We start from the raw sequence: 21585 nt of genomic DNA, 5'->3' as shown, positions 1-21585 counted from the left end.
CAAGTAGGCAACCTCAAGGTTACGACTCCCCACCTGAATGCGGATAAGGTTCTGGAAAGGAGCTCGTATGTCTGTACATCCGATAAGTAATGGTCACATCAGCCTTGTTCAACAACGCAAACGCGCTAAAGAGTTGCTGCAACGTATCAAGGCAGGCCTCGAGCCTGAAAAATTAGCGCTGCTTCATCGTCTTAATCCAACGTCCAACGTTACCCTTGCCAGCGCACAGTGGTTAATTGCGCGTGATGTGGGGTTTGACAGTTGGCCAAAGCTTAAAGCGCATGTGGATGCCATTGCATTTGCCCGGCGTCATCCCCATTTCGCCGCTGATGATGAAAGCAAAACCCAGCACTGGCGCTGCGGCAATGATATTGAACACAGTCTGCGACTCGCCGGTTTTCGCGGCACATTTCACAGCTATACCGACCCGCTGGCGATGGGGCCCGTTCAGGACATCCCCTTTGCAGACTACCGCACGGCGCGCTGCACCTATATCCAGCAGGCATTTCAATTGGACGCCGATGACGTGATGCGTCGTTTTGACGAGGAGCAGGCGCAGTGGCAACGTTTACCCGATGCAGAACATGCGGTGCTGTGGTGCGAAGCCGATCCTTACGACCAACTGTTTTTGATCCGCACGCTCTCGACACTCGAAAAGCAGCCACAAAAGCTTGAGCTTATCGCTGTTGACGATATACCGGGCGTGAAGCGTTTTATTGGGCTCGGGCAACTATCACCCGATGTATTGGCCTGGCTCTGGACGCAGCGCCAAACGGTGCCTGCCGATGCACTAACGCTGGCGCGCCTTGCCTGGTCGGCCTGGTGCGCGCCCTCACCGGTAGCGCTCTTTACGCTCACTCAGCGTGAACACGCCACATTGCCTTATCTCTCCCGTTCCTTGCGCCGATTATTGCAAGAATTGCCGGGTATCAACGACGGTCTTTCTCTGACTGAACGCCTGTCATTACAGTATATTGCGCAGTCCGGCCCTGTCAGCCTCAGAAAGGTATTCAGAGAGCTGATCGGCCAGCGCGATCCGCTGCCTTATATGGGTGACATGATGTTCTATTCCGCCATCAGACCATTGATACTCGGTCCAAACCCACTGCTACGTATCAACACGGCGGCAGATACTGAAGCCCTGCAAACGGTGGAATTAACGCCGCTCGGGAATGACATGCTCAACGGCAACGCTTACTGGCTTGATGTTGCACCGCAGTCTCGCTGGGTGGGCGGGGTTTGCCTTACGCCCCGTGAAGGACACTGGGCGGTGGACAATAATGGGCGTCCGGTATGGCGGGATTCGTAGTGTAGTTTTCAACGCAAGCAGAATATATAATCATTGCGGTCACAAACCCCGACCGACTGGTCGGGGTTTGTGATGCACTGCATTTAATTTCACAGCAGTGCCTTCTAAAGAAAGAAATGGGTAATCATAGGGTTATTACACCGCTCGGGACTGCATGGGACATCATACAACCTTGAGTAATTCTCTTTTTTGATATCACTCATCCTCCTGCGTAGGCGAACATAGTACAGGGAACTTAATTCATACGGGGAAGTGATATGTTCACGATTAAAAATAACGCTCTTTCACATTCAGCATCGTTAATAAACATAACACCATCGCAGCGTGCTGAAGAATATCATGCAGGCAGTGTTTCTCAATCCTCGCAAACTCAACCGAGTCAGGAGCAATATCAAGCTATCTGGTCAACATGGGAGAGTAATGCTCCCCAAGGTGAAGGTGAACTACGGAACGTTGCAGTTTTGCGAATGCAAGATTGTCTTGAAAGGGCAAGCACTTCTCTTGACTTAGCTAACCTTGAACTGAGTTCATTACCTGATGTTATCCCCGACCAGCTAATAAAATTAAATGTTTCGAACAATAAACTTGATAAATTACCGACTCGACTTCCTGAAAACCTTCAACAACTATACGCAATGAATAATTGCCTGACAACTTTACCAGAAACACTTCCTAAAACCCTCACTTTCTTATCACTTTATAATAACAGACTGGAGTCGTTGCCTAAAAACCTGCCCGAAAATATCTCTGAATTATATCTATGCCAAAATGCCTTGAAGAAATACCCTGAAGACTTACCGCCTTTCGTAAAACATTTAGACCTAAGTGAAAACAGCATCGAAGGGGCAATTACAAACTGCCCTCAAAAACTAAAAAGAATAGATTTAAGCCATAATAAAATCGAACATATATTATGCGATTTCTCTAAAAAGACCAAATATATTGACTTAAGATATAATCAAATAAAAGAAATACCTGACAGCATCATGAATTTGTCGCCCAAAGCCGACATTGATCTTCTTGGCAACCCACTTTCAGTAGAAACCTTTCAGAAATTGCGCCTCGCCGACCAAGATCCTGATTATTCAGGACCAATAATTGTATACGCGATGGGATAGCGTAAGAAAAAAAGCCCCGGCAAACCGCCGGGGCTTGGTACTCGCAAGCAAACCCGAGGGAATGCTGCGCGGTAAAGGACTCGTTCGACGGGCTTTCAGCACTCAGGGGACAGGAACCGGCTGACACCCCGCATTTAATACGCGCTTCATTTCGGCAACAATGTCGCCGTCAACGCAATAGTGGCTGAATTCGTCCAGATCGCTTTCAGCATCTGAACACATAGAGACGCCCACTTTGCGAAACCGCATCGCCGAGGGAAGCCAGTGTCCGGCTGAACTGTGCAGTTCCTGAATACCGCTTCGCTGAAATTTATGCAGGTTGGTCAAACGCACGCCTGCTCCCGCCATAATAATTGGACCACGGCTCGCATGGGTTAGTTCACGCAATAACGTTAATCCGTTTTCAGCTTGCTGCTGCTGGCCTGATGTCAACACGCGCGCCACGCCCAAATCGGTGAGCTGTTGCAGCGCCATGTGGGGATTCAAGCACAGATCGAAGGCGCGATGGAATGTCACCGCCATCCCCTCACAGAGCGCCATCACGGCTTTCATGCGCGGCAGATCGATATGCCCTTCTTCATCCAACACACCGACCACCACGCCGGGAAAACCCATTTCTTTAATGCGCTGAATATCATACTGAATGGTACGAAACTCACTGTCGCTGTAGCAGAAATCCCCGCCGCGCGGGCGTACAATCGGATGCACCGGCAGCCGAACCCTGCTCCGTGCCTCTGCCAGAACACCATAGCTGGGCGTCAGTCCGCCCTCACGCTGGCCTGCACAGAGTTCAATGCGGTCGGCTCCCGCCAGTTCCGCCGTAAGTGCGCAATCAACGCTGTAACAGCATACTTCCAACTTAGACATTTACTCTCTCCCGCCTGCGTCACATTGCGCTGTGACCATTGCACCATTAACCAGCACGCTATGGCTTTAGGGTAAATATGGCATCTGAATAAAAATGCAAAGGAGAGCCGAGTCACAGAGGGCAGGATTGCCCCGATGCTATCCATGACGTGTCACACAATTTTTACCAAAAGCCTTCAGCAGATAGCAGCATCCGGCTCACTCCCGCTCGCTGGCGATGACCTCACGGATCGAATACGGATGAAACTTGATAGTGGTTGTCCCGTCGCTCACGGCCAACGTGGGGTTGGGCAGTCGTTCTTTATCGCTGCCGGGTTGGCTGAATTTCAAAGTAATACGCGGAGAGGCTAGCGCCCGATCGGAGAGACAAGCCAGCGCGCGTGCATGCAACGTCTCTGGATTGCCCGCTAATACTAATTCGACATGCTCCCACCCTTCATTGAGATAAAAGCGCTGACCGGGCCAGGGTAATTCAATACAGTCTATGCTCAACGGGCCCACGGTTATTTTTTCGTTCAGCGAAAAAAGGCAAATAGGACGTCCGTTAATGTGATTTTCAGAAATTAATACCCCCATCGTTAATAACGCTTCTTTCCATTGTGCCGCTGTCGTATTTTGGTTGCAGCGCAACGCGATATGATCTGCTTCAAATTGCGACAAATCCAATGCCAGCGTATCCGCTAACTGTAACAACGCGCACTCAAAGCGGGCCAAATCTTGTTGAAGCGCAGGGGGAAGCATTCCAGACATTGCATTTCCTAACAGTAAAAATAATTAATTTTCAAATAGTAACGCCTGTGCTTTTTTTGCCACCATTCCGGCACAAGCCAGGTGCAGAGCGCTCTGGCTCATCGGGCACCGCACAAAAAGCCTACTGGTGCATGCAACAGATGCTGTAACATTCTGAAACATAACGTGATAAACATCACTTTATGCTATATCCCTTCATGGTTAATCACATCACCGTATTTGATAAGGATATCGAACGGCAGCGGAATTTATAAACACAGCGCAGTAAATGGTACACAATAACTAAATACACCTAATTCCTACGTCAATTATACGGATTTAGGGAATATTCTTAAAAGAAAAGATTAATCTTAAACCTCTTGACCTACATTGTAACACCTAACAAAAACAGGTAATTTGTTATCGTATCGCAATAGTATACAGAGAAATAATTATGATTTTAGCCATTTTATCGGTTCTGCTTATTGCCATTGCGGCATATGCAATTTTTAAACATTTTAAAACAAGGGAAAGTCAACGTATCGGAACCAACCATCGGGGAAGAAAGCGTTAACCCTATTTTGTTAGCGCTGGCTCTATTCTTCTTCTTTGCCCCTCTTTTCGACGCGTTACCCACCTCTTCGTGCTCCATCCCCCTTGCATTTTCTCAGGAAAATTCTCGCGGGGAAGGCTTGCCCTGCTGACGTCTCAGCCCAAATATGGTATAAGCGAGGGCTAAATTTTTATTAAAGGTATCCAGGTGAATATTCAGGCTCTTCTTTCGGAAAAAGTCAGCCAGGCATTGGTTGCAGCGGGTGCGCCCAACGGCACAGACCCGCAGGTGCGCCAGTCAGCCAAGGCTCAGTTTGGTGATTACCAGGCCAATGGTGTCATGGCGGCAGCGAAAAAACTTGGGCTTGCTCCACGACAACTGGCAGAGACGGTAGTTCAGCATCTGGCATTGGAAGGCATTGTCGCCAAAACAGAGATCGCCGGTCCGGGATTTATCAACCTGTTTCTGGATGCGCAGTGGCTGGCACAACAAACCGAACGGGCTTTGAACGCACCGAAGTTGGGTATCACCCCTGTCACGCCGCAAACCATCGTGGTTGACTATTCTGCGCCTAACGTCGCCAAAGAAATGCACGTCGGCCACCTACGCTCCACCATTATTGGCGATGCAGCGGTCCGCACCCTTGAGTTTCTCGGACACAAGGTTATCCGCGCCAACCACGTCGGTGACTGGGGAACACAGTTCGGTATGTTGATTGCCCATCTGGAAGATGTGCAGAAAGACACCTCCGGCGAGCTGGTATTACCCGATCTGGAAGCCTTCTACCGTGAAGCGAAGCTGCGTTACGATGAAGATGCCGCCTTCGCTGAGCGCGCCCGCCACTACGTGGTGAAGTTACAGGGCGGCGATGTTTATTTCCGCGAACTGTGGAGCAAGCTGGTTGATGTCACCATGACGCAAAACCAGCTCACCTATGATCGTCTGAATGTCACCCTGACCAAAAATGACGTCATGGGTGAAAGCCTCTATAACGCTATGTTGCCAGAGATTGTTGCCGATCTGAAGGCAAAAGGCCTGGCCGTTGAAAGTGAAGGGGCGACGGTGGTTTTCCTTGATGAGTTCAAAAACAAGGAAGGCGAACCGATGGGCGTCATCGTTCAGAAGAAAGATGGTGGCTATCTCTATACCACCACCGACATTGCCTGCGCCAAGTACCGCTACGAGACGTTGGGGGCCAATCGCGTTCTCTACTATATCGATTCCCGCCAGCACCAGCATTTGATGCAAGCATGGACTATTGTGCGCAAAGCGGGCTACGTGCCAGATTCGGTATCGCTGGAACACCATATGTTCGGCATGATGCTGGGCAAAGATGGCAAACCGTTTAAAACCCGTGCGGGTGGCACCATCAAGCTGGCGGACCTGTTAGACGAAGCCTATGAGCGCGCATTAACGCTGATCGCCGGTAAAAACCCGGATATGGAACAAGATGAGTTGCGTGAACTGGCGCGCGTTGTCTCCATCGGTGCAGTGAAATATGCCGATCTGTCAAAAAGCCGTACCACGGACTACGTTTTTGACTGGGATAACATGCTCGCGTTTGAAGGCAATACCGCCCCCTATATGCAGTATGCCTACACCCGCGTCGCCTCGATTTTCAAACGCGCTAATCTGGATAAAGCCTCACTGACGCAGCCTGTGGTACTGAATGATGGACGCGAAACAGCGCTGGCAACCCGCCTGATGCAGTTTGAAGAAACCATCACCACCGTGGCGCGCGAAGGTACGCCGCACGTGATGTGTGCTTACTTGTACGATCTTGCCGGCTTGTTCTCCGGTTTCTACGAGCATTGCCCGATTCTGAATGCCGACAGCGATGCGGTGCGCGAAAGCCGCCTGAAACTGGCCCTGTTGACCGCAGAAACGCTGAAACAAGGATTAAGCACCCTGGGCATTGAAACCGTCGATAAGATGTAACAGCATCACGTTATAAAAAAACGGTGGCTCAGGCCACCGTTTTTCTTTGGTGCTATCACATACCGGCTTCGGTCACAGACCGCGACGCGCAAAATCGCGCGGACGGAAGCCAAGCAGCGCCAGCATCGCAAAGTAGGTACCAGCCCCCGCCACCACCACCAGCATCAGACGCGAAATACGCACTGTCATGCCGCCGATGTCCCAGGCAGGCATCCACACTAACAGCGCTATCAATACCGCCGACATGGCAAGCACGGCGATAACCAGTTTGACCAGAAACGAGCCCCATCCCGGACGTGGTTGGAAAAGCTGCTGTTTGCGCAATTGCCAATAGAGCAGCCCGGCATTCAGGCAAGAGGCCAACCCAATGGAAAGTGCCAGCCCGGCATGCTGTAGCGGCCCGATAAAGATCAGGTTCATCACCTGCGTCAGCGCCAGCGTGACCAGCGCAATTTTCACCGGCGTTTTGATATCCTGTCGAGAATAGAACCCCGGCACCAGCACTTTCACCACAATCAGTCCCATTAATCCGATGGCGTAGGCAATCAACGCCCGCTGGGTCATCAATGCATCCAGCGCGCTGAACTTGCCATACTGGAACAGCGCAACAATCAACGGTTTCGACAAAATGCCCAAGGCAACCGCGCTCGGCAGCGCCAACAGAAAACAGAGACGCAGCCCCCAATCCATCAGGTGTGAATAGGCCTCCTGATCGCCACTGGCAACGCTTTTCGCCAGCGATGGCAGCAAAATCGTGCCTAAAGCGACACCCAGCACGCCGGAAGGGAACTCCATCAGTCGGTCAGCGTAGTACATCCACGAGACCGCGCCCTCACTGAGAAAGGAGGCGAAAATGGTGTTAATGATCAACGAGATTTGGCTAACGGACACGCCCAGAATCGCAGGGGCCATCAGTTTCATCACTCGCCCGACGCCGGGGTGACGCCATTTAAAGCGCGGCAAGACCAACATTCCGATCTTCTTGAGATGCGGCAGTTGGTAAACCAATTGCAACACGCCGCCCAACAACACCGCCCAGGCCAACGCTAACACCGGTGGATCAAAATAGGGGGTGGCGAACAGGGCGAAACCAATCATGCTGATATTGAGAAAGGTCGGCGCAAACGCCGGAACGGAGAAACGGTTCCAGGTGTTTAATACCGATCCCACCATGGATGTCAGTGATATCAGCAAGATATACGGGAAGGTAATGCGCAACAGCGCTGAGGTCAGCGCAAACCGATCGGGCGTGGCGGCAAACCCCGGAGCCGTCACCACAATAACCCAGGGCGCAGCGATCATCCCGGCCACGGTCACTAGCGCCAGCACCAGCGTCAACATGCCTGACACATAGGCAAGAAAGGTACGCGTCGCCTCATCCCCTTGTTGGCTTTTGTATTCAGCCAGTATCGGAACAAATGCCTGCGAGAAGGCGCCTTCTGCAAAAACGCGACGCAGCAGGTTCGGCAGTTTAAAGGCGACGAAAAAGGCGTCTGTTGCCATCCCGGCACCAAACACCCGTGCGACAATGGCATCGCGGATAAAGCCCAATACGCGCGATAGCATGGTCATTGAACTGACCGCAGCCAATGATTTTAATAAATTCATCCGATTCGATTCTGTTGTGTCGAGAGTTACAGCGGAACGCAGCCCGCCAAGCGTGGCGACAGTCTACGCATCAGGGGCGGAATAGCCACCCTTGATGCTAAGCCATCGCAGGATTCAGCATGATGTGAGCAGCGACTCAACCACTCGCTGCGCCAGAATCGCCTGCTCGCCTGACGTCTGTGGTTGAACACCTTGCTCCAGTGAGTCAACAAAATGGTGAATCGCCCCCACAAAACCGCGCTGTTCCAAAATACTTTGCCAGGACGGTGCGGGGTGTCGCGTGACAATCCCACCGCTCTCCTGCCAGCAATCGCTAAGATTATCGACATGGTGAATAGCCCCCTGCCCGATCATCTGCACCGACTCACGCTGGCTGCCCGCGCACCGATGCATGCTGGTGACAATCTGACAGGTTGCTGAAGCAAACAGATGTTCAGCAAAAACAAGCTGCCCTGCCGTATTATTGCGAATGACGCCGCCTTGTAACACCGCGCCCTTGCCCGCCAGCCACAGAGCCGTATCAACCACGTGCAGGTAATCATCCAACAGGGTGAAACGTGCCGGTTGCGGACCCACGTTATCCGCGCGGTGTTTCTCCACCCGCACAGAATCCGGATGCGGTAACGTTGATTTCAGCGATTGATAACCGGGGGCGAAACGGCGGTTAAATCCGACCATCACGGTTTTTCCCTGACGCTCGGCTAACGCTAACAGCGCCTCGGCCTGCGGCAGCGTTTCCGCCAACGGCTTGTCGACATACACGTGCACGCCAAGGCGCAATAACGCGCTGATTACCTCGTAGTGGCTGGCGGTGCTGCTGTGTACCATCACGGCGTCGCACGCATTCGCCAACGCTTCCAGTGACGAATAACCTGACAGGCGATATTGCTGGCACAGCGTGCGCATTTTTTGCTGATCCGGGGAAAAGACGCCGGCAAATCTCCAGCGTGTTTCCTGGCTCAGCACCGGCAGATAGGCCTTTTGCGCAATCGAACCGAGCCCAACCATGCCGATACGGATCGGCTGTGCGTCCGTTTTCGCTGTATTCATTGTGTCACCTTCACTAAGGGAACCATTCTCTCGGGCATTACTCAGGATTGTTGCGACAGCAAGTGCGCCAATTGCTGTTTCAATTCGGCCACGTCTTGCTCAAGCACACGCACGCGCTGCGCGAGATCCGTCGAGTCAGTTTCTAGGCGCTCTTCAGCGCTGTCAGCGGCGGTCGCGACGGGTTCATCATCGCCAAACAGGTGCATGAAGCGGTGCTCCCGCTTACCCGGCTCACGCGCCAAACGCACCACAAAGGGGCCATCCTCCCGGGTTTGCAGCAGTGTCAGCGTCTGTTCGACTTCATCGACATCCGCAAATTCATGCAAGCGCGCCGCACGCGTGCGCAATTCACCCGGCGTTTGCGCCCCGCGCAGCAGCAGCGTCGCGACCAACGCCACTTCCGCCGAGGAAAACTTCAGATTACCGAACTCAGAGTTGCAAAATCGGTGCTCATACTTCATCACGCGATTACCAAAACCACTCAGGGTTCTGACAACGTGTTTTTTAACCAGCAGATCGAGCGTTTGTTGCACCTCGCTTTCACTGAGATCCAACACCGGCTCGCGGTTGGTTTTCTGATTACATGCCGTTGCCACACCGTTTAGCGACATGGGGTACTGTTCTGGCGTGGTGATCTGTTTTTCCAGCAAACAGCCCACCACGCGCAACGCTTTAGCATCAAACTGATATTTCATTCTCTGGGCTCCTATCGCTGCGGCGTCCAATGTTCATTCGTCAAGGCAGTCAGAACGTGATCCTGCCAGGTGCCGTCGATTAACAAGTATTTTTTAGCATAGCCTTCACGTTCAAAACCCAGCCGCGTCAACAGATTACCGCTACGCTGGTTGTGCGGCATGTAGTTAGCCATAATACGGTGCATGTGCTGTTGGCGCTGCATATAGCGCAGCGCAGGCTGCAAGGCTTCATACATCATGCCCTGCCCCTGCCATTTCTCACCGAGCGAATAGCCCAGATAGCAGGCGTGGAAGGAGCCACGCAGTACGTTACTGAAATTGGCAACCCCACGCACCTCGTTTTCATTCGGATCGAGCAGCAGGAAGTAATAAGCCGATCCTTGCTTATGCATGTCATTGATCACACTAAGCCGCGCTTGCCAGCCCGAAGGATAACAATGGCTGGCATCACGCACCGGCTCCCAGGGTTTTAAAAAATCACGGTTCTCCGCATAGTATTCCGCCAGACGCCAGGCATCACGTTCGTGGGCTAAACGCACGACCAGCCTGTCCGTTGTCATATATACCCGTGCCGGGGTTGAACGATAGCCAAACATCTCTGCCTCGTTTTTTGCGTTGTTCGATAAGAAAAATTTATCGCGATAATTTGTAGTACAGGTTTAACTGGAAAAACCAGCCCCCAAACAGGGAACCACACGCCTAACCACGAAAAACACCGATACTCGCTACTATAACCGCATCAATTCTCTGGCGTAAAACCTCCTGCGGTGACTTATTACGCAATTACTGCAATATCGCCGCACTTTGGCTAAAAAAAAGCCATTCAAACTGCACTCACAGACGTTCGGTACGATAAAAAAATATTGTCCTGTAAAGACTATCCCGCCATCCGATTAGGGTACAAAATAGACGTGTTGTAACTCTTTCTTTTTTTTCTCTTGTGGTGAAACATGCCTCTGATGTCACAAGCTCGGAGTCTCGGCAAATATTTCCTTCTATTAGACAATATGCTGGTGGTTCTGGGTTTTTTTGTAGTCTTCCCGCTTATTTCCATACGCTTTGTTGACGATCTGGGTTGGGCAGCCTTGCTGGTGGGTATCGCACTCGGATTACGTCAGTTTATTCAACAGGGATTAGGTGTTTTTGGCGGTGCCATTGCCGACCGGTTTGGCGCTAAACCGATGATCATCACTGGCATGTTGTTGCGCGCCGCGGGTTTTATGTTTATGGCTATCGCCACCGAACCCTGGCTGCTCTGGCTCTCCTGTGCGCTCTCTGGCCTGGGCGGCACGCTGTTCGATCCTCCGCGCACCGCACTGGTGGTAAAACTGGTTCGTCCGCAGGAACGTGGGCGCTTCTACTCATTGCTGATGATGCAAGACAGTGCCGGGGCGGTTATCGGTGCGCTGATTGGCAGTTGGCTGCTGCAATATGACTTTACCGTCGTGTGCTGGGGCGGTGCTGTCCTGTTCGTGCTGGCGGCGGCATTGAACGCCTGGCTGTTACCCGCCTATCGTATCTCGACCGTGCGTACGCCGATTTCAGAAGGTCTGCTGCGCGTCATTCGCGATCGGCGCTTCCTGATTTATGTACTGACGCTGACCGGTTACTACATGCTCGGCGTGCAGGTTCTGTTAATGCTGCCGATCATGGTCAATGAGATTGCGGGCACGCCCTCAGCGGTGAAATGGATGTATGCGATTGAAGCCATGCTGTCGCTCAGTTTGCTCTATCCGATTGCGCGCTGGAGCGAAAAGCGCTTTCGTCTGGAACAACGTCTGATGGCAGGGTTGTTTATCATGACGCTGAGCCTGTTTCCCATCGGCATGACCACCACGCTGCCGACGCTGCTGATGCTTATCAGTCTGTTTTACATGGGATCGATTATTGCTGAACCGGCGCGTGAAACATTGAGCGCGTCACTGGCCGATGCGCGTGCGCGCGGCAGTTACATGGGTTTCAGTCGTCTGGGGCTGGCACTGGGCGGCGCGTTGGGCTACAGCGGCGGCGGGTGGTTGTTTGATACCGGGCATCGACTTCATATGCCGGAACTGCCGTGGTTTATGTTGGGCATCATCGGTTTAGTTACGCTAGCTACCCTGTATTGGCAGTTCAATCTGCGTAAAATAGCATCGGCCATGCTTGGCGAACATTAAGGGTAATGCTGGGGCTAACTGCCAATTTTAGCGCTTTCGGCGCTATCTGATAGTTTTGCTGGGGCTAATGCGGCAGTGTATATCCTCGCCCGTTAGCCCGCAGTTTTTCTGCTACGCTCAGGGCACCCTTGCTATCTTAAAACCGCCATACCTTGAAACACAGCACGTGCAGAGGAACATCAATGAAAAAATCAGGGATAGCCGCCATTGCCGCAGTGGCGCTGACGTTACTTGTGAGTGGCTGCGATCGACTCACGCAATATTCGCTTAGCGAGCAAGATATAAACGGTTATCTGCAAAAGCACAATGATTTCAAAAAACAGATCGGTATTCCGGGCGTAGTCGATGCCACCATCGTGTTGAGCGATCTCAGCAGCCAGATCGGACGTGCCGAACCGGGCAAGGTCACACTGTCGGGTCATGCCAAAGTGGACATCAGTTCGCTGCTGGGTGCCCAGTCAGCGGATGCGGTGCTTACGCTAAAAGCACAACCAGTGTTTGATAAAACCAACAGCGCCGTTTACCTCAAAGAGATGGAGTTGGTGGATTATCAGGTGACGCCAGAGAAAATGGATACCGTATTCAACACGCTGACGCCCTATTTGAATCAGGCATTGAAGAACTATTTTGATCAGAAACCAGCCTATGTGCTCAGCGATGAACACAGCAAAACGGAAGCGTTAGCCAAAAAGCTGGCGAAAGGCATCGAGGTAAAACCGGGACAAATCGCTATTCAGTTGACCGATTAAGCCGTTATCAGGGCGGGTTCCTCCGCCCTGATACTGATAACCAGATTCACGCTTCTTGACTATCCTGCGCGTCCTCATCGTCCTCTTCTTCCACCAAATCTTCTCGTAACGCTTCCAGCGCTTCGCGTGTTAATAGCGCCAGCGTGCGATAAAACGCCGTGGTGGCGTGGCTCTCGACTTTGCCAAGAAAGCGATCGCTCCACGGCAGCAGAAACTCGTCAAACAAGGCCAACTGTGCGGCACTTTCATCTGCCTGTGCCTGATCTTCAAGCCATGAAGCGGCCAACAGCAATGCACCAAAGTGGTCGACAGCGCCTTCTTTGAGCGGCATACCACGCTGTTGTAGAAAAACGCGCACAGCGTCTTGCGCGTCATCTTCGACATAGGCAGAGCGCCAAGGGGAAACCGCACCGCCCTGTTCAACAAACAGCGCGTGATAATCAGCCGTTAATGCACTGATATCAACGCTCTGCTGCATGCGCTCCAGCAAAGCATCCTGATTAAGCGGCCAATGCGGCTTGAGTTTGCCCTGTTCAATCATCGTCAACAAGGGGGTAACCACGGCGTCGTCAGGAGCCCGATTAAACAGCGTACCGAGCAGCCGGCATACCAATGAGAATTCGTTCATGTCATACCTGTTGTTATTATGGTGATTAAGTGACAACGTCACTTAATGATTACAAAGCCGCCAGTTCAACGATAGCTGGACGACCACGTTGTTCCAGAAAATCTAAAACGCGACGAGGACTGACGTTCAGTATGCGCTCTTGCGGAAAATCGATTTCCTGCAAAATGCGTTCGCAGTGGGTAAAATCGCCCAATGTGAATGCAATATGGGAATCAGAGCCAAGCGCCAGCCTTCCGCCCGCGTCGCGTACCGCCTCAGCAATGGCGCGACAGTTGGGTCCACTGCCTTTGCGTGAATGCATAAATGAGGAATTATTCAGCTCTAATGCAACGTCATAGTGCGCTGCGGCTTGTGCCACGGCGGCAATATCAATCGGATATCTGGGGTTGCCCGGATGGCTGATGATATGTACGTTGCCACTCGCCATGGTGGCAATCAGCGCCTCGGTATGAGTAACACGATCCTGCGGTGGAAACACCGGTTCATGAAAGCCGGCAATGACCACGTCCATTTGCTCCAGCATGATCCCGGTACAGTCGATATCGCCCTGACGGTTTTTGATATTGGATTCAATACCACGCAGGATGCCAACGCCATCGACCAACCGTGGCCAGACACGCATATTCATAAAGTGCCAATAGTGCGGCGCATCTGCCATATCAGGACCATGATCGGTAATAGCAAACAGGCGGATATTTTTCAGCTTGGCCTCTGCAATATAGTCATGCAGGGTGCTATAGGCGTGGGTACTGGCGACAGTATGCATATGTAAATCGACGGGATACATGGTCTCTCCTGGCTAGGTATTTCATCTTCAGCATACCATTTATCATCGGCACTGGCAGCCTGCGCCGCAGCTATAACCAAAATTTAACATCACTATCGCGCGCGATACGAACCAAAATTGGTCAGCAAATCAGCAAATTGCACTAAGTTTGGCTAAACGCGCATTTTGTTGCATAAACCCGTTGACGCTGCCCAGCAATTTACCTACATTAGCGCCCGTCGCCGCAGCATATCGGCAGCGAACAATCCGGTGAGGTGTCTGAGTGGCTGAAGGAGCACGCCTGGAAAGTGTGTATACGTGAAAGCGTATCGAGGGTTCGAACCCCTCTCTCACCGCCAAACAGTAAACAAAACGCCCCTGAGAAATCAGGGGCGTTTTGTTTTTGCAATAACCCTACGCTCATTTGCTCTGACTGATAAATTGTAAAATAGCTTTTTGTGCAGAGCGCGAATGCAATGCTGAAAATATATTTAATGCCATCACATTGCTTGAATGATATTGGTTTATCAATTCAGGGAGCCTCCGTGTCGCCTGAATGTTGATGCGATGTTGAAAATCAGCCTTATTGAAGTGATAGCCTAATAGCTCTGCCTGTCGTTTCTCACGCGTGTATTTACAATAAATCGTATGTGGGGACATTCCGTCTGGGATATCAATGCCCGCGCGGCTAAGCATTACTATTGTTGTGGATAAATTCCTCACAAAATATTGTGTTCTTAGTCCCTGTTTTTTTCTCATTTCATGCGGTCTTGTTGATTCTTGGATACGCGATACAGCCTCTGCTGTTAGCGAGCTTTGACTTATTACCTCTCTTCGCGAAACAGGTTGTATATCCGGCGGCAGGTGGGTGCGTGAAACGGTACGGTTATTGAACGATGGGCTGTAACACGCGGCATCACCATAGCTGATGGCGCGGCCATAAATGGCGTGACAACATGTTGTTGCCGCCTGTGCGCTAGCCTTTATCGTCGATGTTGACGGTGCAAAAAAGCCTGACCTTTCCACCACTGAACCACCATAAAGATTCAGTGATGAATTATTTATTTTATTTAAAGCGCTCACCATCAAGGGAAGCGTATTGGCATTACTGTTGTTTCCAGTTTCCGAAACAGGATAAATTATTGGCGAGCAAGCATGATGTGACGAGAGTGGTTTCATAGAATACCCTTTTATAAAAATAAAAAAATATCAGCATCACGCCATTATGCCCTTCTAGTTTTCAATCCGAAGGCTATTTATTGCGTTCTATTACATCCCATTTAATTAACTCATCATCATTCTATATATCATTAAGGGCTCGTTTGATAATAATGGGGGAGATAAAACGATCGCACATTAAAACAAAAACCTCCGCAAGTGTGCGGAGGTCATTTTAGGATAAATCAATGAGACCGGCGCAATAGGCACCGGTACAAAAGGAGACTACGCGGTAACCGCCCTATCCTCCATGGCTTGCCGCCAGCCTCCCAACCATTCAGACCGGGCATTAATGGATTGATAAGGACATAGTTCCTTCGATTTACCGGAAAGTCCTGCTTGATAGCCGCGCGACTGCGCCCGTTCCAAACGATCTCGTTTCTGTCTCTTCATGCCTCATTTCCCTCATTGTTCATCTGGTGGAAAGAAAACAGTGACTGCTTTTCGAGCACCCACAAGGTATCAATAGCGATTCTGGGCACGAAGGTCAAGGCTAAAAATTCACTATCCTGTCACATTTATACGATAAGCTTCGCAGCGAACGTTTTCTCCTGTGTGCAGAATGGTTGATCTTCGGGTAGCTTTTCCGCTGCTGCCTCCCCCACACAGGGAAAAAAGTGAGCGACGCTCTCTTCACACGCGCCAAAAAATAGGAATATTCTTACGAGCCAGCGACGGCACGCCAACAGCGCACACCATCGGTTTCATTCAGTGGCGTCAATGATTGTGGCTGCCCACAATCAACGCTCGCATACGGGCAACGCTCTCGAAAAAAACAGCCCTGCGGCAACCGTCGATTACTGGGTAATTCGCCCGTTTTCATCGTTTCTCCAGCGTGTTGCAACAGCGGCCTGTCAAGGCGAGGCACCGAATCCAACAGCAAACGGGTATAGGGATGGCGCGGATGGTTCAGGACGTTGTGCGCCGTGCCTAACTCAACAATTTGCCCTAAATACATGACGGCTACGCGATCGCTCATGTGGCGGATAACAGAAATATTGTGAGATATCAGCACGTAGGTAAGCTTACGCTGTCGCTGAAGCATCACCAGCAAATTCAGAATTTGTGCCTGAACAGAGATATCCAACGCTGAGGTGGGTTCGTCCAATAAAATGATATCGGGCTGTGCAGAAAGCGCGCGCGCAATGGCGATACGCTGGCGCTGACCGCCGGAAAACGCATGGGGCAAACGATCAAGATACTCATGGCGAATACCAACCAACGTCGCCAATTCGCACGCCAGCTCTCTGCGTTCCGTTTCACTGCCGTGCCCCTGTAACCACACCGGCTCGGTGATGGTGCGCCACACGGGCAGTCGCGGGTCGAGCGATGACAGAGGGTCCTGAAACACCATTTGCATCCCGTTTGCCAGCCAGGATCCCGGCGCTCGCGCTCGTACGCACTCGCCCTGCGAAGGTGCCAACATCCCCATCAATACCTGTGACAAGGTGCTTTTTCCGCAGCCGGACTCTCCGACTACCCCCAGGGTTTCGCCATCGTTAACCGTCAGATCGAGGCCGTTAAGCGCATGCACCTGCTCGACCACGTTGCCACGCCAGTTACGCTTTGCCGGGAAGCGCACATGCACATCACGCAGCGTCAATAATGCGTCATTCATTTTCCACCTCTCTCTGAGGATTCCAGCAGGCCACCTGCTGGGAAGATGCCGCCAGCGTGTGCAGTTCAGGGCGTCGATAGCAGCGTTCCGTCGCCGCCGTGCAGCGTGGTCGAAAAGCACAGCCTTCTGGCAACTGCGATAAGTTAGGCACGGTGCCGGGGATGGCAGGAAGCACGGCACGTGGTACCGCATCATCCGGCGCACAGCGTAACAACCCTTGAGAATAGGGGTGGGCGGGACGCTGGATAACCGCCTGTGTAGCTCCGCTCTCGATAACGGTACCGGCATACATGACATACAGGCGATCGCACAGTTGTGACACTACCGCCATGTCGTGACTGATAAACAACACTGCCGTACCGCGCTCCTGCGCCTTTTGTTTTAACAAGCGCAACACCTGACGCTGCACCGTGACATCCAGTGCGGTGGTGGGCTCATCGGCAATGATCAATTCAGGATTGCAGGAAAAAGCCAGCGCGATCATTACACGCTGTCGCATGCCACCGGAGAGTTCAAACGGGTAGCGCTTCATCACTTGCTCAGCATCGGAGATCTGCATGTCTGAGAGCAATACCCGCGCATGGGCATGGGCATCGCGCTTGTTCAACGGTTGATGCTGTTGGATCACTTCTCGCATCAAATCCCCGACGCGGCGCGTTGGGTTCAGTGCCGTCATCGGTTCCTGAAAGATCATGGCAACCTTGGCACCGCGCATCTGGCGTAGGGTGCGCTCCGACGCATTGAGCATATCCTGCCCCAACAGGGTGATGCTGCCGCTGTTGATGTTATAGCTGCCCGGTCTCAGCAGTCGCATTACCAGCATCGAGGTTACCGACTTGCCGGAACCGGATTCCCCGACCACGCCAACAATTTCACCGCGCTTTACGCTCAACGAGACCTGATTAAGCGCGTGGACCTCACCGCGATAGACAGGAAAACTGAGCGCCAGATTATCAATCGTCAACAGGGTATCGTCCATCAGTGTCCTCCTGAAGTTTTCGGGTCCAGCAGGTCGCGCACGCCGTCACCGAACAGATTAAATCCGACCGCCGTGATCAAAATCGCCATACCGGGAAACGCGCAGTACCACCACTGATCGAGCACGTAACTGCGGCCATTGGCGACCATTGCGCCCCACTCCGCCGTCGGTTGCTGTGCACCTAATCCGATAAAACCGAGCGTGGCAGCCATCAAAATCGCGGCACCGATATCCAGCGATGCCTGCACCACCAGCGGCGGCAGCGCGTTACGCAGAATATGCCAGGTAATCAGATGCCAGCGGTTGGCACCGAAGGTTTTCGCGGCTTGTACATAGGCAAACTGGCGCACCACCAGCGTTTGTCCGCGCGCCAGCCGGACGTAAAACGGAATGCGCACAATGGCAATCGCCAGCATGGCGTTGAACAAGCTGGGCCCCAAGGCCGCCGCCAGCGCCATGGTGAGTACCAATGAGGGGATCGACAGCATGATGTCCATAATCCGCATGATCAGCGCATCGCCAAAACCGCCTAACACCCCTGAAAAACACCCAAGCAGCGAGCCGATAACAGCGGCGATCGCCACCACGGCCAGCCCGGCAGCGACAGATTGCTGGCTTCCCATCACCACCCGGCTGAACAGGTCGCGCCCCACTTCATCGGTGCCAAACCAATGGGTTGCCGACGGTGGCTGCAAGCGGGCAGAAAAATCGATAGCATTAGGATCGTAGGGCACCAGCCAGGGGGCAAACGCCATCATCAGCACAATCACTGCGATGATCGCGCCTCCCAGCAGCGTTAACGGGCTACGCTTGACCAGCCACCACTGCTTTTGCCAATAGGCGATGCGCGGAGACGGTACGCGCAGTGACGCGGTGTGTTGTTGCGTTACATTCATCACGCCTCTCCTCGTCCAATGCGCGGATCCAGCCACAGGTAGAGCAGATCCACCACCAGGTTAACCCCGACATAGGCCATGGACACCACCACGGCAAAGCCCATCACCGCCGGGAAATCCAGCGCCTGAATCGACGCCACCACGTAAGCCCCCATGCCCGGCCAGGAGAACACCGTTTCCGTTAACACCGCGCCATACAGCAGATCGCCGAGCGCCAGTCCCAACACGGTCACCGACGGGATCAGCGCATTGGGCAGCGCGTGGCATACCACAATGCGCCACGGGGTTAATCCACTGGCGCGCGCGGTGCGGATGTAATCCTCACTCAATTGTTCGAGCATGGCGGATCGAATCTGACGCGCCACAATACCGAGATGAACAAACGAAAGCGTGAGCGACGGCAATATCAGGTGCTGCAAGGCGTTCCAAAAGGCCTCATGGTCACCCGCCAACAGGCTGTCAATCAGGTAGAATCCAGTGACATGCGCAGGCGGCTCCAGCCAGTCCTCCAACCGGCCACCGCCGGGCAGCAGATCAAGATGCCCGTAAAACAGCACGATAACCCCCAAACCAAGCCAAAAAGCGGGCGTGGATATCCCACCGATCGCCAGTAACCGCACGCCATGATCCAACCAGCGATCGCGATAGACCGCCGAGAGCACGCCAAGGGGAATACCGGCTGCCATCGCCAGCAGCAGAGAGCAAAATGCCAGTTCGAGCGTGGCCGGGAAAAAGGTCCGAATATCGTCCAGCACCGGACGTCCGGTACGAATCGAGGTGCCTAAATCACCGGAAAACAGGGCGGTAACATAGCGCCAGAACTGCACATAAAGCGGCTGATCCAACCCGAGTTGCTGGCGAATATGGCGTACGATGTCATCACTGGCGCGATCGCCTGCCAACAAACGCGCAGGATCGCCGGGGATCAGGTGCGAAATGATGAAGGTGATAACGCAAACCCCCATCACCACCAGCACCAATCCCCAGCAGCGTTGCCGCAAAATACTCCAGAACGTCATAGTGTTACTCCACGCGATGCGGCACCAAACCGGGTTAGCGCATCGGGCTGATTATCGTGCGGCGATCTCACGGCCTCGCCGCCTGTTGCTAGTGAACTTATTTCGACATCGTGCCTATGTTGAACACCTGTTCCAGCATTGGGTTAAACACAAAGCCTTTCACCGCACCGTTCATCGCCACCTGATAGTTTTTCTGGAACAGATAAACATAGGCGGCTTCATCAATCACGATGCGCTGCGCCTGCTGGTAATCCTCAGTGCGCACGGCCTGATCGGTGGTAGCCATTGCCTTTTTCAGCAACCCATCGACCGCCGGATTTTCATAGTAGGAACGATTGCCCGGTAACCCCTTCTTGTTGGATTCAAACCAGTAATTCATAAACATGTAGGGATCGGCGAAATCCGGGCTCCAGTTCCCAATGGCAATATCAAAGTCCCCTTTACCGACCCGTTCGCGCATGGTGGCGTTTGCCAGTTTTTCCAGACTGACATTGACCCCCAACGATTTCAGCGTGGCCTGCGTTGAGATGGCAATCGGCTCCCAGGAGGGATCGTTATCCGAATAGAGGAAGGTTAATTGCTGCGGCTTTTGCGCTACCTTGCTCATTGCCGCCTGTGCTTTGTCGTTGTCCAGGCTGTATTGCATGGCCTCTTTGTCATAGCCCCACATGCCTTCCGGGATCGGGCCGCGCATCTGCTTGCCGTTACCGCCCAAAATGCCCTTCACCATGCCCTGATAGTCCGTGGCCCAGGAGACCGCGCGACGCAGATCAACCTGACTCAACGGTCCTTTACCATTGTTAAGATAGAGATAAGTCACGCGCAGCGAGGGGTGTTCCTGTACCGACACGCTGTTTTTTGCTTTCAGCGTGGCAAGCTGATCGACCGGTAACGACTCAGCAATATCAATATCGCCGCGCTCCAGTTGCAGGCGGCGCGTGGCACTCTCACTGATGATTTTGACCGAAACGCGTTTAAACGCGGGCGCATTGCCGCTGTAATGGGGATTAGGCACCAGCACCACCTGCTGGCCTTTCTGCCAACGCTGTACCTGATAAGGCCCGGAACCGGCGGTATTTTCCGCTAACCAGCCCTTGCCTTCATCGCCGCTGTGTTCACGCAATACCGCCGGGTTAATGATAGAGGCACCGTCATTGGCCAGCGTATACAGGAACGGCGCAAAGGGCGCACTCAGGGTAAAACGCACGGTATGAGCATCGACCACTTCAACCTTTAAATCGCTGGGGTAGGCTTCAGCAGGACCTTGGCCCATTTTCAGCAGGCGTTCAAAGGAGATTTTTACCGCCTCGGCGCTGACCGCGCTGCCATCGGCAAATTTTGCCTTGGGATCGAGCGTGAAGGTCCAGGTTTTTTGGTCTGGAGATGCTTCCCAGCTCAGGGCCAAATCCCCGGTCACATCGGTAGCGCCTTTGCCGTTTTCCGTTTTGTACTGCACCAGCCGCTGATAACAGGGATAGGTAATGGTCCAGTCGTTATTATCGATGGTGACCGCAGGATCTAACGTTTGTGGATCGGCGGCTTTGCCGATCACCAGCATATCTTTCGGCACCGCAGCCCAGGCAGGCAATACGGCAGCCATTGCGGTAGCTAACAGCAGAGGTCGTAACAATGCAGTGTGGTGCGTCTTCATGATTCAGCTCCTGGTGATAGTCAAAGGGTTCGCGCAGC

General features: G+C 52.7%; 20 protein-coding genes and 1 tRNA gene. 6 read left to right on the top strand and 15 right to left on the bottom strand.

Going from position 1 to position 21585, the window contains the following annotated elements; translation table 11 throughout:
- Positions 1-67: 67 nt before the first annotated feature.
- Together J5067_RS03065 and J5067_RS03060 are read left to right on the top strand one after the other, a co-directional pair.
- The gene (locus J5067_RS03065; RefSeq protein WP_264642304.1) at positions 68-1309 is read left to right on the top strand and encodes a DUF1835 domain-containing protein; all 1242 of its coding nucleotides are present in this window, start codon (positions 68-70) and stop codon (positions 1307-1309) included.
- Positions 1310-1566: 257 nt separating this feature from the next.
- Positions 1567-2427, top strand: coding sequence for a leucine-rich repeat domain-containing protein (locus J5067_RS03060; protein ID WP_264642303.1), 861 nt, complete (start codon positions 1567-1569; stop codon positions 2425-2427).
- Positions 2428-2529: 102 nt separating this feature from the next.
- Here J5067_RS03060 and cutC read toward each other — a convergent pair whose 3' ends face one another.
- Both cutC and J5067_RS03050 read right to left on the bottom strand, forming a co-directional pair.
- Positions 2530-3294 (bottom strand): copper homeostasis protein CutC, encoded by a 765-nt coding sequence (gene cutC / locus J5067_RS03055; protein ID WP_264642302.1) that lies wholly within the window; start codon positions 3292-3294, stop codon positions 2530-2532.
- 198 nt (positions 3295-3492) lie between these two features.
- Positions 3493-4035: a VOC family protein gene (locus tag J5067_RS03050; protein ID WP_264650835.1), complete on the bottom strand. Its 543-nt coding sequence runs from the start codon at positions 4033-4035 to the stop codon at positions 3493-3495.
- A 748-nt stretch (positions 4036-4783) separates the two neighbouring features.
- On the opposite strand from J5067_RS03050, the gene argS reads away from it, so the two are divergent.
- The gene (gene argS / locus J5067_RS03045) at positions 4784-6514 is read left to right on the top strand and encodes an arginine--tRNA ligase (RefSeq protein ID WP_264650402.1); all 1731 of its coding nucleotides are present in this window, start codon (positions 4784-4786) and stop codon (positions 6512-6514) included.
- A 72-nt stretch (positions 6515-6586) separates the two neighbouring features.
- On the opposite strand, the gene murJ is transcribed toward argS, so the two are convergent.
- The 4 genes from murJ to rimJ form a co-directional block, all read right to left on the bottom strand.
- A complete protein-coding gene (gene murJ / locus J5067_RS03040; RefSeq protein ID WP_264642300.1) occupies positions 6587-8122 on the bottom strand; it encodes a murein biosynthesis integral membrane protein MurJ in 1536 nt (511 codons plus the stop codon).
- Positions 8123-8236: 114 nt separating this feature from the next.
- Positions 8237-9172 carry a Gfo/Idh/MocA family protein gene (locus tag J5067_RS03035; protein WP_264642299.1) on the bottom strand — a complete coding sequence of 312 codons (936 nt, stop codon included), beginning with the start codon at positions 9170-9172 and terminating at the stop codon, positions 8237-8239.
- 41 nt (positions 9173-9213) lie between these two features.
- Positions 9214-9867: a YceH family protein gene (locus J5067_RS03030; protein ID WP_264642298.1), complete on the bottom strand. Its 654-nt coding sequence runs from the start codon at positions 9865-9867 to the stop codon at positions 9214-9216.
- A gap of 11 nt (positions 9868-9878) precedes the next feature.
- The gene (gene rimJ, locus J5067_RS03025) at positions 9879-10463 is read right to left on the bottom strand and encodes a ribosomal protein S5-alanine N-acetyltransferase (RefSeq protein WP_264642297.1); all 585 of its coding nucleotides are present in this window, start codon (positions 10461-10463) and stop codon (positions 9879-9881) included.
- 354 nt (positions 10464-10817) lie between these two features.
- Here rimJ and mdtH point away from each other — a divergent pair, with 354 nt between their 5' ends.
- Entirely contained in the window at positions 10818-12023 is a 1206-nt protein-coding gene (gene mdtH / locus J5067_RS03020) for a multidrug efflux MFS transporter MdtH (RefSeq protein ID WP_264642296.1), read from the top strand.
- 182 nt (positions 12024-12205) lie between these two features.
- Complete coding sequence (locus J5067_RS03015; protein WP_264628962.1) at positions 12206-12772, top strand: lipoprotein; 567 nt, start codon at positions 12206-12208, stop codon at positions 12770-12772.
- A gap of 46 nt (positions 12773-12818) precedes the next feature.
- Here J5067_RS03015 and J5067_RS03010 read toward each other — a convergent pair whose 3' ends face one another.
- On the bottom strand, positions 12819-13400 hold the full coding sequence (locus tag J5067_RS03010; RefSeq protein ID WP_264642293.1) for a molecular chaperone: 582 nt from the start codon (positions 13398-13400) through the stop codon (positions 12819-12821).
- A 49-nt stretch (positions 13401-13449) separates the two neighbouring features.
- Positions 13450-14187: a phosphatase gene (locus tag J5067_RS03005; RefSeq protein WP_264628402.1), complete on the bottom strand. Its 738-nt coding sequence runs from the start codon at positions 14185-14187 to the stop codon at positions 13450-13452.
- Positions 14188-14435: 248 nt separating this feature from the next.
- Between J5067_RS03005 and J5067_RS03000 the strand changes: the two genes are divergently transcribed.
- A tRNA-Ser gene (locus J5067_RS03000) sits at positions 14436-14525 on the top strand.
- 61 nt (positions 14526-14586) lie between these two features.
- On the opposite strand, the gene J5067_RS02995 is transcribed toward J5067_RS03000, so the two are convergent.
- The 7 genes from J5067_RS02995 to J5067_RS02965 all read right to left on the bottom strand — a co-directional run bounded on the left by J5067_RS02995 (position 14587) and on the right by J5067_RS02965 (position 21496).
- Positions 14587-15345, bottom strand: coding sequence for a hypothetical protein (locus J5067_RS02995; protein ID WP_264642292.1), 759 nt, complete (start codon positions 15343-15345; stop codon positions 14587-14589).
- A gap of 264 nt (positions 15346-15609) precedes the next feature.
- Positions 15610-15777 carry a ribosome modulation factor gene (gene rmf / locus J5067_RS02990; RefSeq protein WP_195312963.1) on the bottom strand — a complete coding sequence of 56 codons (168 nt, stop codon included), beginning with the start codon at positions 15775-15777 and terminating at the stop codon, positions 15610-15612.
- A gap of 268 nt (positions 15778-16045) precedes the next feature.
- Complete coding sequence (locus tag J5067_RS02985; RefSeq protein WP_264642291.1) at positions 16046-17002, bottom strand: ABC transporter ATP-binding protein; 957 nt, start codon at positions 17000-17002, stop codon at positions 16046-16048.
- On the bottom strand, positions 16995-17981 hold the full coding sequence (locus J5067_RS02980) for an ABC transporter ATP-binding protein (RefSeq protein ID WP_264642290.1): 987 nt from the start codon (positions 17979-17981) through the stop codon (positions 16995-16997). Before J5067_RS02980 ends, J5067_RS02985 begins: the two co-directional genes overlap by 8 nt.
- Positions 17981-18877: a D,D-dipeptide ABC transporter permease gene (ddpC, locus tag J5067_RS02975; RefSeq protein WP_264650401.1), complete on the bottom strand. Its 897-nt coding sequence runs from the start codon at positions 18875-18877 to the stop codon at positions 17981-17983. The genes J5067_RS02980 and ddpC overlap by 1 nt, the downstream gene beginning before the upstream one ends.
- Positions 18877-19896: an ABC transporter permease gene (locus tag J5067_RS02970; protein WP_264650400.1), complete on the bottom strand. Its 1020-nt coding sequence runs from the start codon at positions 19894-19896 to the stop codon at positions 18877-18879. The genes ddpC and J5067_RS02970 overlap by 1 nt, the downstream gene beginning before the upstream one ends.
- A gap of 97 nt (positions 19897-19993) precedes the next feature.
- Entirely contained in the window at positions 19994-21496 is a 1503-nt protein-coding gene (locus J5067_RS02965; RefSeq protein ID WP_264650834.1) for an ABC transporter substrate-binding protein, read from the bottom strand.
- Between the last annotated feature and the right edge of the window lie 89 nt (positions 21497-21585).

This window comes from Candidatus Symbiopectobacterium sp. NZEC151 (genome assembly GCF_025962655.1).
Classification (GTDB): domain Bacteria; phylum Pseudomonadota; class Gammaproteobacteria; order Enterobacterales; family Enterobacteriaceae; genus Symbiopectobacterium.
This window is presented reverse-complemented; position numbering and strand designations above follow the sequence as displayed.

Excerpts from the sequence above, each read along its gene's own strand:
- J5067_RS03035 (WP_264642299.1), bottom strand. The coding sequence starts at position 9,172 with ATGAATACAGCGAAAACGGACGCACAGCCGATCCGTATCGGCATGGTT.
- J5067_RS03030 (WP_264642298.1), bottom strand. The coding sequence starts at position 9,867 with ATGAAATATCAGTTTGATGCTAAAGCGTTGCGCGTGGTGGGCTGTTTG.
- J5067_RS02985 (WP_264642291.1), bottom strand. The coding sequence starts at position 17,002 with ATGAATGACGCATTATTGACGCTGCGTGATGTGCATGTGCGCTTCCCG.
- ddpC (WP_264650401.1), bottom strand. The coding sequence starts at position 18,877 with ATGAATGTAACGCAACAACACACCGCGTCACTGCGCGTACCGTCTCCG.
- J5067_RS02970 (WP_264650400.1), bottom strand. The coding sequence starts at position 19,896 with ATGACGTTCTGGAGTATTTTGCGGCAACGCTGCTGGGGATTGGTGCTG.
- J5067_RS03060 (WP_264642303.1), top strand. The coding sequence starts at position 1,567 with ATGTTCACGATTAAAAATAACGCTCTTTCACATTCAGCATCGTTAATA.
- J5067_RS02980 (WP_264642290.1), bottom strand. The coding sequence starts at position 17,981 with ATGGACGATACCCTGTTGACGATTGATAATCTGGCGCTCAGTTTTCCT.
- cutC (WP_264642302.1), bottom strand. The coding sequence starts at position 3,294 with ATGTCTAAGTTGGAAGTATGCTGTTACAGCGTTGATTGCGCACTTACG.
- J5067_RS03005 (WP_264628402.1), bottom strand. The coding sequence starts at position 14,187 with ATGTATCCCGTCGATTTACATATGCATACTGTCGCCAGTACCCACGCC.
- J5067_RS02965 (WP_264650834.1), bottom strand. The coding sequence starts at position 21,496 with ATGGCTGCCGTATTGCCTGCCTGGGCTGCGGTGCCGAAAGATATGCTG.
- rmf (WP_195312963.1), bottom strand. The coding sequence starts at position 15,777 with ATGAAGAGACAGAAACGAGATCGTTTGGAACGGGCGCAGTCGCGCGGC.
- J5067_RS03010 (WP_264642293.1), bottom strand. The coding sequence starts at position 13,400 with ATGAACGAATTCTCATTGGTATGCCGGCTGCTCGGTACGCTGTTTAAT.
- J5067_RS03015 (WP_264628962.1), top strand. The coding sequence starts at position 12,206 with ATGAAAAAATCAGGGATAGCCGCCATTGCCGCAGTGGCGCTGACGTTA.
- J5067_RS02995 (WP_264642292.1), bottom strand. The coding sequence starts at position 15,345 with ATGAAACCACTCTCGTCACATCATGCTTGCTCGCCAATAATTTATCCT.
- J5067_RS03050 (WP_264650835.1), bottom strand. The coding sequence starts at position 4,035 with ATGCTTCCCCCTGCGCTTCAACAAGATTTGGCCCGCTTTGAGTGCGCG.
- murJ (WP_264642300.1), bottom strand. The coding sequence starts at position 8,122 with ATGAATTTATTAAAATCATTGGCTGCGGTCAGTTCAATGACCATGCTA.
- mdtH (WP_264642296.1), top strand. The coding sequence starts at position 10,818 with ATGCCTCTGATGTCACAAGCTCGGAGTCTCGGCAAATATTTCCTTCTA.
- rimJ (WP_264642297.1), bottom strand. The coding sequence starts at position 10,463 with ATGTTTGGCTATCGTTCAACCCCGGCACGGGTATATATGACAACGGAC.
- J5067_RS03065 (WP_264642304.1), top strand. The coding sequence starts at position 68 with ATGTCTGTACATCCGATAAGTAATGGTCACATCAGCCTTGTTCAACAA.